The sequence below is a fragment of the Streptomyces pyxinae genome, assembly GCF_024756275.1.
Taxonomy (GTDB): Bacteria; Actinomycetota; Actinomycetes; order Streptomycetales; family Streptomycetaceae; genus Streptomyces; species Streptomyces pyxinae.
In genome coordinates this window covers 93,916-107,662 of sequence record NZ_JANUGQ010000020.1, presented here as the reverse complement: position 1 = coordinate 107,662, position 13,747 = coordinate 93,916, and the positions used below count along the sequence as shown (strand labels likewise).

The 13,747-nt window shown below is 75.4% G+C and carries 13 protein-coding genes; 9 read left to right on the top strand and 4 right to left on the bottom strand.

What is annotated here, in order from left to right; all coding sequences use genetic code 11:
* Positions 1-243: 243 nt before the first annotated feature.
* The 7 genes from NX801_RS21880 to NX801_RS21850 all read left to right on the top strand — a co-directional run bounded on the left by NX801_RS21880 (position 244) and on the right by NX801_RS21850 (position 8,214).
* Positions 244-894 carry a TetR family transcriptional regulator gene (locus NX801_RS21880; RefSeq protein ID WP_258789525.1) on the top strand — a complete coding sequence of 217 codons (651 nt, stop codon included), beginning with the start codon at positions 244-246 and terminating at the stop codon, positions 892-894.
* Positions 895-1,173: 279 nt separating this feature from the next.
* A complete protein-coding gene (locus NX801_RS21875) occupies positions 1,174-2,388 on the top strand; it encodes an alpha/beta hydrolase family protein (protein ID WP_258789524.1) in 1,215 nt (404 codons plus the stop codon).
* 107 nt (positions 2,389-2,495) lie between these two features.
* Complete coding sequence (locus NX801_RS21870; protein ID WP_258789523.1) at positions 2,496-3,365, top strand: DUF4429 domain-containing protein; 870 nt, start codon at positions 2,496-2,498, stop codon at positions 3,363-3,365.
* A 211-nt stretch (positions 3,366-3,576) separates the two neighbouring features.
* On the top strand, positions 3,577-4,998 hold the full coding sequence (locus NX801_RS21865; protein ID WP_258789522.1) for a sensor histidine kinase: 1,422 nt from the start codon (positions 3,577-3,579) through the stop codon (positions 4,996-4,998).
* Complete coding sequence (locus tag NX801_RS21860) at positions 4,995-5,675, top strand: response regulator (RefSeq protein ID WP_258789520.1); 681 nt, start codon at positions 4,995-4,997, stop codon at positions 5,673-5,675. Before NX801_RS21865 ends, NX801_RS21860 begins: the two co-directional genes overlap by 4 nt.
* A gap of 182 nt (positions 5,676-5,857) precedes the next feature.
* The gene (locus tag NX801_RS21855; RefSeq protein WP_258789518.1) at positions 5,858-6,916 is read left to right on the top strand and encodes an alpha/beta hydrolase family protein; all 1,059 of its coding nucleotides are present in this window, start codon (positions 5,858-5,860) and stop codon (positions 6,914-6,916) included.
* A 92-nt stretch (positions 6,917-7,008) separates the two neighbouring features.
* Positions 7,009-8,214, top strand: a complete 1,206-nt coding sequence (locus tag NX801_RS21850) for an acyltransferase family protein (protein WP_258789516.1) — start codon at positions 7,009-7,011, stop codon at positions 8,212-8,214.
* A gap of 153 nt (positions 8,215-8,367) precedes the next feature.
* On the opposite strand, the gene NX801_RS21845 is transcribed toward NX801_RS21850, so the two are convergent.
* Both NX801_RS21845 and NX801_RS21840 read right to left on the bottom strand, forming a co-directional pair.
* Positions 8,368-9,417, bottom strand: coding sequence for an aldo/keto reductase (locus NX801_RS21845; RefSeq protein WP_258789514.1), 1,050 nt, complete (start codon positions 9,415-9,417; stop codon positions 8,368-8,370).
* Positions 9,418-9,424: 7 nt separating this feature from the next.
* Entirely contained in the window at positions 9,425-9,898 is a 474-nt protein-coding gene (locus NX801_RS21840; RefSeq protein WP_258789513.1) for a MerR family transcriptional regulator, read from the bottom strand.
* A 79-nt stretch (positions 9,899-9,977) separates the two neighbouring features.
* Between NX801_RS21840 and NX801_RS21835 the strand changes: the two genes are divergently transcribed.
* Positions 9,978-10,793, top strand: coding sequence for a serine hydrolase domain-containing protein (locus NX801_RS21835; RefSeq protein WP_258789512.1), 816 nt, complete (start codon positions 9,978-9,980; stop codon positions 10,791-10,793).
* Between the two features lie 156 nt (positions 10,794-10,949).
* Here NX801_RS21835 and NX801_RS21830 read toward each other — a convergent pair whose 3' ends face one another.
* Together NX801_RS21830 and NX801_RS21825 are read right to left on the bottom strand one after the other, a co-directional pair.
* The gene (locus NX801_RS21830; protein WP_258789511.1) at positions 10,950-11,357 is read right to left on the bottom strand and encodes a RidA family protein; all 408 of its coding nucleotides are present in this window, start codon (positions 11,355-11,357) and stop codon (positions 10,950-10,952) included.
* Positions 11,358-11,549: 192 nt separating this feature from the next.
* Entirely contained in the window at positions 11,550-12,209 is a 660-nt protein-coding gene (locus NX801_RS21825) for a pirin family protein (RefSeq protein ID WP_258789560.1), read from the bottom strand.
* Positions 12,210-12,551: 342 nt separating this feature from the next.
* On the opposite strand from NX801_RS21825, the gene NX801_RS21820 reads away from it, so the two are divergent.
* Entirely contained in the window at positions 12,552-13,736 is a 1,185-nt protein-coding gene (locus NX801_RS21820; protein ID WP_258789510.1) for a PucR family transcriptional regulator, read from the top strand.
* The last annotated feature ends 11 nt before the right edge of the window (positions 13,737-13,747 follow it).

Sequence of the window (13,747 nt, the reverse complement as noted above, 5' to 3'; positions counted from 1 at the left end):
CGCCGGTACCCTGAACAGGCAAAAGGGCCGGTGGAAGGCCCGGCGCGGACGACGGCGGACGAGTCGGGCGGGCCGAGCGGGCCGGCCGAACAACACACACAAGACAGACGGGCCGGACCGGCCGAACAAGACGGACGGACAGGCCGGACCGGATGAACGAGACGGACAGACCGGACCGGATGGACGAGACGGACGGGCCGGGCCGGGCCGGATGAACGAGACGGACGAAGGGACGCCCAGGACGTGACGGTTGAGCGGCCGGCCGCCGGGGGCCTGCGCGAGCGCAAGAAACGACGCACCCGCGACGCCCTGCTGCGCGCCGCCCTGGAGCTCTTCGCGACCCAGGGGTACGAACGGACGACGGTCGACGAGATCGCCGCGGCCGTCGATGTCTCGCAGCGCACCTTCTTCCGGTACTACGCGAGCAAGGAGGAGGCCGCCTTCGCCGTCCAGGACATGGTGGAGGCGCACTTCATGGCCGCGCTGCGGACCCGCCCGGCCGGGGAGACGCCGTTCGACGCCCTGCGCCGCGCGGTGTTCACCGTCTGGGACACCATCGGCGAGACCGTGACGGAGCTGGTCCCGGTCGAGCTGTATCTGCGGACCTTCCAGGTGATCGAGACCACGCCGTCGCTGCTCGCCGCCCATCTCCGCCGCTCCATCGGGATGGAGGAGGAGATGGCCCGGCTGATCGCCGCCCGTGAGGGGGTGGACGTGGACGCCGACCCCCGCCCCCGGGTCGCCGTGGCCGCCTTCGGCGGGGTGATGCGGATCACCGGCCAGCTCTGGGGACGGGACGGGGACTGGTCGATGGAGGCGATGCGCGGCCTCATGGAGACCTATCTCGGCCAGCTGGCCCCGGCCCTGGCCGGCGACTGGGCCGCCCGGCCCTGAGCCCCGGCACCCGCCCCGGGCGCCCGCCCGCGGCACCCTCGGACCCGGCGCCGACCGCCCCCGCGCCCGGCAGCCCCGGCGCCCGGCCGTCGGACCGCCCGGCCCCGGCGCCCGCCTGTCACGACCCCGGTCCACCCCGGATCTGACGGTACGCCACGCCTCCGACATGCGTACGGAGGGTGACGAAGCCCTGGCCCCTTCCCCTCATTCCCGTGATTACGCGTGATACCGGTCACGGATTTCGCGGTGGCCCCCGGGTGTCTCCTAGGGTGTCCGGCAGTGACTTCCTCCGGCCCCACCCCCACGCTCACCGTCTGGCGCACCCTGCTCGCTCTCGCGGTCGTCTTCGTGCTCCTCTCCACCACCGGCTGGACCACGCTGCGGCATCATCGCGGGCCGGACGGGGTGCGGGAGGCCGCGCTCGCCGCCTGGGCGCACGGCACGATAGGGGGCAGAGCGCTTCCCGACCCGGCCTCCCCGCCGGCCGCGACGGCGGCGTTCTTCCGGTCGCTGACCCCCCGGGAGCGCGGCCGGCTGGCCGCCCGCTACCCGCTCGTCGTCGGCAACCTCGACGGAGCACCGGTCACGCTCCGCTACCGGGCCAACCGCCTCGCGCTGGGCGACGCGCTCACGGCGGAGCGGGCCAGGATGGCCGGCGGGCGGCTGTCGCCGGACGGCCGGCAGGAGGCGCTGCGCCGCAGCCACCGGTTCACCGCCCTGATGCGCGACGACCGGCAGATCCTGGCGTTCGACCCGGAGGGCAAGGGCAGGGTGGCCGAGGTCATCGGCGATCTGGACCGGGCCCAGCGGGTCTCGGTGATCGTGCCGGGTGTCGACACCAATCTGCTCACCTTCCAGCGGTCCGCCCGCAAGTACACCGCGCCCGTCGGCATGGCCCAGTCGCTGTACGCCGCCGAGCGCGGTGCCGCGCCCGCGACCCGTACCGCCGTCATCGCCTGGGCCGACTACACCGCCCCGTCCGGGATCGGCGTGGACGCGGCGGCCGGGCGGCTGGCCGGGGACGGCTCGGTGCGGCTGCTCGGCCTGGTGCGGGCGCTGCCGGGCGACTCCCGGGTCTCGCTCTTCTGCCACAGCTACGGCTCCGTGGTCTGCGGGGTCGCCGCGCGGAACCTGCCCGGCCGGGTGGGGGACGTGGCGGTGGCGGGCAGCCCCGGGATGCGGGCCGAGACCGTCGCCGGCCTGCGCACCGGGGCCCGGGTCTGGGCGATGCGGGACGCCGACGACTGGATCGCGGACGTGCCCTATCTGGAGGTCGGTGGACTCGGGCACGGGGCCGATCCGGTCACCCCCGAGTTCGGCGCCCGGCTGTTGTCGGCGGACGGCGCGGTCGGGCACGCCGGGTACTTCGAACCGGGGACGGAGAGCCTGCGCAACTTCGCCGGAATAGGTGTCGGCGCCTACCGCGACCTGAGCTGCGCGAACGGCGCCCGGGACGGCTGCCGCGGCGGAATCTCCGGCACGGAACGGGTCTGACGCGCGTAGAGATCCGTCCCGGGGCGGCCGATCCGGCAACTCTCCGGCCGGTGTTCGGGGCTCTGCGAGGGGCGACGCCGGGGCCACCGGCGCATACGATGAGGCGCATGGGTGATGTGCTGGCCGGAATTCATGCCACCTGGGAGTTCACACCGGACGCCGTGCTCATCCGCTTCGAACGGGGGATACGCGCGCCCAGGCTGTACCAGACGCTGCGCGAACGACGGGTTCCCTACGAGGCGTTGACGTCGGTGAACCTGGCCCCGGGAAGACGCGGCACGGTGGTGCTGCACGCGGTGCCGCGCGCGGGCGCCGATCCGTTGATGGAGGCCGCCGCGGGGCAGCTCAAGGAGGGCAGCGACCCGTACCGGCTGGTGCTCCCGGCCGACCGGGAGACGCTCGCCGAGTACTACGCCGACGAACTGCGCGCCCTGCTGGGGCCGGAGACCGGGGAGCCCGCCGACAGCTTCCTGGTCGAGCCGCCCGGGGGGCCGCTGCACTTCAAGGCGTACGACGGAAAGGCGTCGTTCGAGGACGGCCGGGTCTCCTTCCGCTGGTTCTGGACCGGTGCCTCCTCGGCCAAGTGGAAGGCGGGCGACCAGTCGTTCGCGGTGCGGGAGCTGAGCGGCGTCGAATGGCGCTCGCCCGATGTCTTCGACGGCTATCTGCGGCTGCTGCCCCGGGCCCGGGACGGCGAGCCCCGCCCGGCCCAGCCGGACCAGGACCCGGCGTCGGTGGTCTTCGGCCTCGGCTACGGGCCGGTGCACGAGTCCCTGCCGTTCGCCGCCGCCGTGCTGGCGGCCGTACGGAACGGGGGCGGGGCGCCGGTGCCGGTCGCCGTGCCGGTGGGCGCGGGGCGGCGGGACCCGGCGGACATCGCGGACCGCATCCGGCACCTGGGCGAACTGCACCAGGCGGGGCTGGTCACGGACGAGGAGTTCACCGCCAAGAAGGCCGAGCTGCTGGCCGAGTTGTGACGGCGGGCGGCCGGGTTGGGACCCGTCCGGGATTGGACCCCGTACCGGACTCGGCCCCGTACCGGGACTCGGCGCCGTACCGGACTCCGGGCCGGGGTGTGTCCCGGTGGCCCGCCCGGTGCGGGGTCATACCCCGGTACGGGGCGGGCCCCCGGGGCCGTACCGGGGTATGACGCGCCGGGGCGTCCAGGCTGCCTACGCTGGCCGGATCATGAGTACCGCACCCCCCGTACCGCCCCCGCCGTGGCAGCGGCTGCTCGACTCGGCACGGGAGTCGCTCCGTGCCCTGGGCGACGCCGTCACCTCCCCCACCCCGGGCGAACCGCCGTTCACCCGCGCGGAATCACGCTGGCTGCGGGGACTCCCCTACGCTGTCGCCGCCGTCCTGGTCGCCGCGCTGCTCCCGGTCACCGTCACCGTGCTCGCCCAGGACTACCGGGTCAACGGGGGGATCGCCGGGGCGCTGGCGACCGCCCAGACCGCGCCGCTGCTGCTCGCCGTGGCCCGGCCGCTGCAGGCGTGGTGGATCGTGCTGACCGGCCATGTGGCGGGCGCGGTGGTGCTGCTCGGCGCCGACGGGGTGGCCGGCCGGTCCTGGCCGTGGACCCCGATGGCGGTGGTCGGCTATCTGGCCCTGATGATCGCGGTCGGGCTGCGTGAGCCGCGCCGTACGCTGCTGGGCGTCTGGCTGGTCACCGGCGCCTTCGGCTTCGCCTTCGAGCTGGTCTCCCCGGCGCGCGGCGACGGGATCGGCACGCTGCTCTTCGTGCTGTGCGGCATGGTGCTGCTGGTCAGCGGCGCCCTGCGGGAACGCCGGGAGGCCCAGCGGCGGCTGGCGGAGCAGGAGACCATCAGCGAGGCGGAACGGGCCCGCCGCACCCTGCTGGAGGAACGGGCGCGCATCGCCCGGGAGTTGCACGATGTGGTGGCGCACCACATGTCGGTGATCACCGTGCAGGCGGACTCGGCGCCGTACCGGATTCCGGGGCTGCCGGAGGCGGCGTGCGAGGAGTTCACCACCATCGCCGCCTCGGCGCGCGAGTCGCTGGCCGAGATGCGGCGGCTGCTCTCGGTGCTGCGCAGCGAGGGCAGCGAGGGCGAACGGGGCCCACAGCCCGGACTCGACCGGCTTCAGCAGCTGGTGGAGGCCACCGTACGGGCGGGGGTGCCGGCCGAGCTGTCGCTGCCGGCCGGGCTCGGCGCCGTCGCCTCGGCGGTGGACCTCTCGGCGTACCGGATCACGCAGGAGGCGCTGGCCAATGTGGTGCGGCACGCGCCGGGCGCGCCGACCCGGGTCTCGGTGACGGCGGCCGGCGGGCGGCTGACCGTGCTGGTGGTCAACGGCCCGCCCACCGAGCCGGTCTCGCCGCTGGAGACCTCCGGCACGGGCCACGGCCTGGTCGGGATGCGGGAGCGCGTACGGTTGACCGGCGGCACCCTGGACGCCGGACCGCTGCCGGACGGCGGCTTCCGGATCGCCGCCCGGCTGCCGCTGGGCGAGCCGCCGGACTCCCCCGGCACCGACCCGGCCCCCGCCCGGGAAAAGAAGCCCGGCCCCGGCCCCGCCGTCCGGAAGACCCCCGATCCCGCCTTCGACAAGAAGTCCGACCCCGCCCCGGAGGACCCCGCGTGACGATCCGCGTGATCATCGTCGACGACCAGGCCATGGTGCGCGCGGGGTTCGCCGCGCTGCTCTCGGCGCAGCCGGACATCGACGTGGTGGGCGAGGCCGCCGACGGCCGGGCCGGGGTGGCGGTGAGCCGCTCCACCCATCCGGACGTGGTGCTGATGGACGTACGGATGCCGGAGCTGGACGGTCTGGCGGCGGCGCGGGAGCTGCTCACCCCGCCCAGGGGGGTCGAGCACCGCCCCAAGGTGCTGATGCTGACCACCTTCGACGTGGACGACTACGTGTACGAGGCGCTGCGCGCCGGGGCGTCCGGCTTTCTGCTGAAGGACGCGCCGCCGGCCGATCTGATCGCGGCGGTACGGGTGGTGGCGGCCGGCGAGGCGCTGCTCGCCCCGTCGGTGACCCGGCGGCTGATCGCCGACTTCGCCGCCTCCCGGCCGGCCCTCCGCCGCGACCGCTCGCCGCGCCTCAACGGGCTGACGCCCCGGGAGACCGAGGTGCTCGAACTGATCGCCCGGGGCCTGTCCAACCAGGAGATCGCCCGCCACCTGGTGCTGGCCGAGCAGACGGTGAAGACCCACATCGGCCGGGTGCTGGCCAAGCTGGACCTGCGCGACCGGGCGCAGGCGGTGGTCTTCGCGTACGAGTCGGGGCTGGTCACCCCGGGCGAGGCGGCCTAGCACCACGCCGGTTCCGAGTGGCGCCCCGACCGGGCCGCCGCCCGGGACCGGTTCTGGCCCTCCCCCTCCCCCTACCCCGGTACGACCTCCGGGTTGGCTCCCCGGTGTGACGCCCGGCGGGGCGTCCGCTCCCTACCTTCCTGCCCTCCGCACCGAACGAGGCAGGAAGAGGGAGGGCGTCGATGCGCCGCAGCGTCCGTCACAACCGTTACCGGAGGACCCTGGTGGCCGCCGCGCTGGCGACCACGGTGGTGACCGGGACCGCCGGCTGGGCCACCGGAAGCGCCCAGCGGCCGGTGACCGGCCCGCCGCCGGGGACGGCCGGGTGGCGGGCGGACCGGTCGCTGGGCCGGGAGCTGCCCGACCCGGAGACCACCTCGCCCGCCCGGGTGGCGGCGTTCTTCCGGGGCCTGACGCCCGCTCAGCGGGAGGCGCTGGTACGCCGCCACCCGGGGGTCACCGGCAATCTGGACGGCGTCCCGGTGGAGCTGCGCTACCGGGCCAACGAGTTGGCGGTCCGGCGCGACGCCCGGTACGCCCGGCTGGCCGGCCGGCAGTTGCTGGCCTTCGATCCGCGCGGCCGGGGCCAGGTGGCGGAGGTCTTCGGGGACCTGGCGCGCAGCCGGAGCGTGGCCGTGGTGGTGCCGGGCTCGGACATCGACGCGGGCAGTTACGACCGGGCCCGCGACCCCTATGGCACCCCCGCCGGCATGGCCGCCGGGCTGCGCGCCGCCACCCGGGGCGCCACCGCCGTGATCGCCTGGGCCGGCTACACCACCCCGGTCGGCGTCGGAGTGGACGCGGCGACCGGCCGGCTGGCCGAGGCGGGCGCGGAGCGGCTGACCCGGTTCACCGACGGGTTGGCCACCACCGGGGCTCCCGCGCCGGCCGTGTTCTGCCACAGCTACGGCTCGGTGGTCTGCGGGCTGGCCGCGCACCGGCTGAAGGCCAAGGACCTGGTGGTGTTCGGCTCGCCCGGGATGCGCGCGGACAACGCCGCGGGGCTCGGCACCGGCGCCCGGGTCTGGGCGGCCAAGGACCCGGCCGACTGGATCGGCAAGGTGCCGAACGTCTCGCTCCTCGGGCTCGGCCACGGCACCGATCCGGCCTCCGAGGAGTTCGGCGCCCGCCGGGTGCCGGCCGAGGACGCCCCGGGCCACACCGGCTACTTCGCCCCGGGCACCCGCTCGCTCCGCGCCTTCGCCGCCATCGCGGCCCTTCCGGCGGGGGCCGGCCGATGAGCGCCCGGGCCAGGACCCCGGAGACCGGCGGCCGGCCGGTGAGCGCCGCCGGCACCGGCGGAAGGTCGACGGGCGCCCGGGAGGGGGCCCGCGTGTCCGGTGTCGCCGCGCTGGTGCGCCGGATCGAGACCGGCACACCGGCCCACCGGGACCGGGCGGTGGACGGGCTGCGGGCCCTGGCGCTGCTCGCCGTGCCGGCCGGCCACTGGCTGCTCGGCGGCCTCACCCTCGACCCGGCCGGCGGTCTGCACAACGCCAGCCCGCTCACCGCCTTCGGCTACTTCGTGCCGGTGAGCTGGGTGCTCCAGATGCTGGGCGTCTTCTTCCTGGTCGGCGGGTACGCCTCGGTGCTCTCCTACCGCCGCCGCCCCGGCACCACCGGCGGCTGGCTGCGCGGCCGGCTCGCCCGGCTGGGCCGACCGGTGCTGGGGGTGGCCGCCGTCTGGGCGCTGCTCGTCCCCCTGCTGTCGGCCCTCGGGGTGCCCCGGGCCACCCTGCGCACCGGGGCGACGCTGGTGGTGCAGCCGCTCTGGTTCGTCGGGGTCTACGCGGTGGTCACCGCGCTCACCCCGTACTGCGTCCGGGCCGCCCGGCTGCTCGGCGGCTGGGCGGCGGCCCCGCTGCTCGGCGCGGTCGCGGTGGTGGACTTCCTGCGCTACGGGCCGTACGCGGACGGGCTGCCGTCCTGGCTGGGGCTGCTGACGATCCTGCCCGGCTGGCTCTTCGCGTACCAGCTGGGGGTCTCCTGGGGCGAGGGCCGGATCGGCCGGCGGGGTGCCTGGCTGCTGCTGGCGGGTGGTACGGCGCTGTTCGCGGCGCTGCTGCTGGGCTGCGGCTATCCGGCCTCGATGGTCGGCGTCCCCGGCGAGGCGCGCACCAACTCGCACCCGCCGTCGCTGCTGGTCCTGGCGCTGGCGGCGGCGCAGAGCGGGGCGGCGATCCTGCTGCACGGCCGGATCGGGGCGCTGCTGCGGCGGCCGGGGCGCTGGGCGCCGGTGGTGGTGGTCAATCTGTCCGCGATGACGATTCTCTGCTGGCACCAGACGGCGATGCTGGCGGCCGCGGTGCCGGTCTCGCTCACCGCCGGGTCGGTGCCCGGGCTGACCACCGCCCCGGACACCCTCGGCTGGATCGCCGCCCGGGTGGCCTGGCTGCCGCTCTTCGCCGGGCTGCTGGCGCTGATCGCCCGGTACGCCCGGGGCTTCGAGTCCCCGTGGACCCGCACCGGCCCGACCCTCCGGACGGCCGCCGCCCTGCTCGCGGCCGGCTTCGGCGCCTTCGCCCTGGACCTGGCGTGAGCCCTGCCGCCCGGGCCCGGACGGCGGGGCGCCGACCCGGGGCCCGGAGGCGCGGGGGCGGGGCGCCGGAACCGCTCCCGGCACCCCGTCCCCGTACGCCTGAGGTACGGCCGTACGGCTCCGGGTACGGCAGTACGGCAGTACGGCTCCGGCTCAGACGTCCCGGGCGGCCGAGGTGGAGGACATGTCCGGGTAGCGGTCGCCCGCCACCCGGGCGGCGATCGGCTCCAGCTCCGCCAGTTCCCCGGCGGTGAGGGTGATCCGGGTCGCCGCCGTGTTCTCCAGCAGCCGGGAGCGCTTGCGGGTGCCCGGGATCGGGACGACCGGCAGGCCGTGCGCCTCCGCCCGCTGCTGCACCCAGGCCAGCGCGATCTGCGCCAGGGTGGCGTCATGGGCCTCGGCGATCTTCCGTACCGGCTCCAGCAGTGCGGCGTTGGCCCGGGCGTTGTCGCCGGAGAAGCGCGGCTGGTGCTTGCGGAAGTCGCTGCTCGACAGGTCCCGGGCCGCGTCCGCGAAGGCGCCGGTCAGGAAGCCCCGGCCGAGCGGCGAGTAGGGCACGAAGGCGACGCCCAGCTCGGCCGCCGCGCCCACCGCGCTGCGCTCCACGTCCCGGGAGAAGAGCGACCACTCGGACTGGAGGGCGGCGATCGGGTGCACCTGATGCGCCTCGCGCAGCTCGGGCCCGGTCACCTCGCTCAGCCCCAGGTGCCGCACCTTGCCCTCGCGGACCAGTTCGGCCATGGCGCCGACCGAGTCGGCCAGCGGGATCGCCGGGTCGCGGCGGTGCATGTAGTAGAGGTCGATGGTCTCGACGCCGAGCCGCCGGAGGCTGCCCTCCACGGCCGACTTGATGTAGGCGGGCTCGTTGCGGATCCGGCGGGTGGTGTCGTCGACGCGCTCGATGGCGAACTTGGTCGCCAGGGTGATCTCGTCCCGGTGCGCGGCGACGAACGGCGCGAGGAACCGCTCGTTGGCCCCGTTGCCGTACATGTCGGCGGTGTCGATCAGGGTGACGCCCGCCTCCAGCGCCGCGTCCAGGGTGTCCCGGGCCGCCGCCTCGTCGGTGTCCCCGTAGAACTCGCTGATGCCCATGGCCCCGAAGCCCTGGACGCCGACCGGCGGGCCGTCGCTGCCGAGGCGTACGGTGGCGATCTTCCCGGCGTTCCGGGCGTTCTGGGTGTTCTGGGTGTGCTCGTCGCTCATGCGGTGGTCAGTCCCTCTCCGGCGCCCCGAGGGCGCATCCGTAGTAGTCGATCTTGCGGTCCAGTACGGCGAGCGTGTCCTGGAGCTCCGCGATCCGGTCGCGTACGTTCCGGCGGGTGTCCTCCAGCAGGGCGCGCCGCTCCTCGAAGGTGCCGGCGCCCGCCCGCGCCAGCTCGGCGTACCGCACCATGTCGGCCACCGGCATCCCGGTCAGCCGCAGCTTGCCGACGAAGGTGAGCCAGTCCAGGTCGCGGTTGGTGAACCGGCGCTGGCCGGTGTGCGAGCGGTCCACGTGCGGCATCAGGCCGATCCGCTCGTACCAGCGCAGGGTGTGGGCGCTCAGTCCGGTCCAGGCGGCCACCTCGCTGATGGTGTAACGGTCCTGGCCGTCCGGGCGCGGGGGCGGGGGCGGTTCGGCGCAGAGGTCCGTACGCCGGGTCGGAGCAAAGGGGGGCACGGTCGCCGTGATGTCCGCCGTCATGACCTCCACGCTAGAACCTTGGAGCGCACTCCAGGCAAGCGGAAATCGGGGTGCGCCGTCCGGGGGATAGGCTCGGCCCATGCAGAGCCTCGCGACGATCGACAACTGGCCGGTGCCGCACGCGGCGGCGGCCGTGGTGCGCGCGGACGGCACCGTGGCGGGGGCGCACGGCCCGACCGGGCGGCCGTTCCCGCTGGCCTCCGTGACCAAGCCGCTGGCCGCGTACGCCGCGCTGATCGCGTACGAGGAGGGGGCGGTCGAGCTGGACGAGCCGGCCGGTCCGGAGGGCTCGACCGTACGGCATCTGCTGGCGCACACCTCGGGCCTGGCCTTCGACGAGCACCGGGCGACGGCCGGGCCGGGCACCCGGCGGCTCTACTCCAACGCCGGGTTCGAGGTGCTGGGCGACCACATCGCCAAGGCCACCGACATCCCGTTCGGCGAGTATCTGCGCCAGGCGGTGCTGGAGCCGCTGGGCATGACCGCCACCTCGCTGACCGGTTCGCCCGCCAAGGACGCCGTCTCGACCGTGGACGACCTGGCGCGCTTCGCCGCCGAGGTGCAGGCGCCCCGGCTGCTGGACCCGCGCACGGTGCTGGAGGCCATGTCGGTGGTGCACCCGGGGCTGAGCGGGGTGCTGCCCGGCTACGGCCACCGCAAGCCCAACGACTGGGGCCTCGGCTTCGAGATCCGGGACGGCAAGTCCCCGCACTGGACCGGCACCGGCTCCTCGCCGCGTACCTTCGGCCACTTCGGGCAGTCGGGGACGTTCCTCTGGATCGACCCGGACGCGGGCGCGGCCTGTGTGGCGCTCACCGACCGGGCCTTCGGGCCGTGGGCGATCGAGGCCTGGCCGCCCTTCACCGACGCGGTCCTGGCCGAGTTGCGGGGCTGAGCTCGCGGTCCCGGCCGAGTGCATCGTCCTACGGGCGGTGCCCCCGCCCGCTTACCCGGGCGGCCCGGTGAGCCGGCCGGCCGAGCGGGGTCCGGCACAGGCCGGGCGGCCGGACCCTGGCCCGGTGCGCGCGGCCGGGCCCGGGACCGGCGCCGCTCAGTCGAGGACCGCCGTGGCCTCCACCTCCACCAGGTGCTCGGGCACGTCCAGCGCCGCCACGCCCAGCAGGGTGGCCGGCGGGACCGGGGTGACGCCCAGCCGCTCCGCCGCCCGGGCGATGCCCGCCAGCAGGACGGGCATCTGGTCGGGGGTCCAGTCCACGACATGGACGTTGAGCTTGGCCACGTCCGCGAAGGAGGCCCCGGCCGCGGCCAGCGCGGTGGCGACATTGAGGTAGCACCGCTCGACCTGCGCGGCCAGGTCGCCCACGCCGACCGGGTTCCCCCCGGCGTCCACGGCGACCTGTCCGGCGACGAAGACCAGCTTCGATCCCGACGCGACCGACACCTGCCGGTAGACGTCGACGACGGGCAGTCCTTCGGGATTCAGCAGGGTGATGGCCATGGGTGACGCCTCCTCGTCCGGAGCGCCGCCCGGGGACGGGCAGCCGTGCTCCGGCGCCCGCCGGGGCGGACGCCCGTCGGTCTCTTGTGGTTACTGGGGAACCGTAAGAGACCTGCCGCTGACCTGGAAGAACGCACTTTTGAGTGACTCGGTCACCCCAAGGTGACCGAGCACTCCGACGGCCCGGCTCGGCTACCCGGCCGCGTCCATCGCCCAGACCAGCGCCTCGGCCGGCGCGGGGGCGGTCAGGCGCAGGCCCGTCTCACCGGTGAGGCGGGCCGCGTCGCCGGGGGCCAGGGCGTGCCCGGCCAGTTCGGCCCGGCCGCGCACCAGCTGGAGGTGGACGAAGGGGGCAGCCGGCAGCGGGACCGGGGCGCCGGGGGCCGGGCGGAGGACGTGCAGGACGGCGCCGGCGGCGGGCACCGGGAAGGGCGTCCCGTCCGGAAGCCCGCGCACCACCGCGTACGACGGTTCACCGCCGGGGGCCAGGGGCGCCAGCCACATCTGCGCGAAGACCAGCGGGGCGGCGCCGTCGTTGCGCTCCGCGTGCCGCACCCCGCCGGCCGCGCTGAGGTGCTGGACGTCCCCGGGGCGGACCACGGTGGAGCGGCCGGTGGAGTCGCGGTGGGTCAGCTCGCCCGAGATCACCCAGGTGACGATCTCGGTGTGGCTGTGCGGGTGCTCGTCGAATCCGGCGCCGGGCGCGAGCCGTTCCTCGTTGCAGGCGATCAGCGCCCCGAAGCGGAGGTTGTCGGGGTCGTAGTGCGGCCCGAAGGAGAACCCGTGCCGGGTGGTGATGCCGGCCGCCGGGTCACCGCCCGGGTAGCGGTCGCCGGAACGCCGTACGGAAATCACACCGCCCACCCTAACCAGCCCACGGAACCGCCCAGGGTCTCGCCGGGTCCCGCCGGAGGCGCCCCGGCCGCCGGCCCCGCCCTCGTCCGGAAGCCCCGCACCCCCGGCGCTCCCCGCTCTTCCCTGTCGTTCCCTGCCGGTTCCCCGCTGTCCCCGCCGTTCCCTGCCAATCCCCGCTCTTCCCCGCCGGTCCTGCCGTTCCCCACCGCTCCTGCCGTCCCCGGCGTTCCCGGCGTCCCCGGCGTCCCCGGCGTTCCCGCAGGGTACGGAGGGGTGCGGAACCGGGACGGAGAGGCCCGGTGGGGCGGGGCGCCGTCCCGATGAGGCAGTCTTGTTCCCGTGCCTGAACCCGCAGCGAACGACGCCCACTCCCATGCCGCCACCCTGAAGCGCCTGGAACAGTCATCGGGGCGGCTCGCGGCGAGCGCCATCGCCCGCATGGACGAGACGCTGCCCTGGTACCGGGCGATGCCCCCGGAGAACCGTTCCTGGATCGGTCTGGTGGCCCAGGCGGGCATCGCCGCGTTCACCGAGTGGTTCCGCCACCCGGAGACCCCGCAGGCGATCTCCACCGATGTCTTCGGCACCGCGCCCCGGGAGCTGACCCGGGCGATCACCCTGCGGCAGACCGTGGAGATGGTGCGGACCACCATCGAGGTCATGGAGTCGGCCATTGAGGAGGTGGCCGCCCCCGGCGACGAGGCGGTGCTCCGCGAGGCGCTGCTGGTGTACGCGCGGGAGATCGCCTTCGCCACCGCCCAGGTGTACGCGCAGGCGGCCGAGGCGCGCGGCGCCTGGGACGCCCGGCTGGAGTCGCTGGTGGTCAACGCGGTGCTCTCCGGCGAGGCGGACGAGGGCGCCGTCTCCCGGGCCGCCGCGCTCGGCTGGAACTCCCCCGACCATGTCTGCGTCATCCTGGGCACCGCGCCGGACGGCGACAGCGAGCTGACCGTGGAGGCGATCCGCCGGGCGGCCCGGGGCGCCAAGCTCCAGGTGCTCACCGGGGTGCTGGGCAGCCGGCTGGTGGTGATCGCGGGCGGCCGGGACAATCCGCTCCAGGTGGCGAAGGCGCTGATCGGCCCGTTCGCGGCGGGTCCGGTGGTGGCCGGCCCGGTGGTGCCGGACCTGCTGGCGGCGACCCGCTCCGCGCAGGCGGCGGCGGCCGGGCTGAAGGCCTGCTCGGCGTGGCAGGACGCGCCCCGGCCGGTCCTGGCGGACGATCTGCTGCCGGAGCGGGCCATCGCCTCCGATCCGGCCGCGCGCGAGCAGTTGGTGGAGGAGATCTACAGACCGCTGGAGGAGGTCGGTTCCGCGCTGCTGGAGACGCTGAGCGTCTATCTGGAACAGGCCAGCAGCCTGGAGGGCGCGGCCCGGATGCTTTTTGTGCATCCCAACACCGTGCGCTACCGGCTTCGACGTGTGACCGACGTCACCGGATGGTCGCCCTCCGACGTGCGCTCGGCGTTCACTCTGCGGATCGCGCTCATCCTGGGGCGCCTGGCCGACGCGGACGCCCAGCCGTAGGCTTTTGTCGG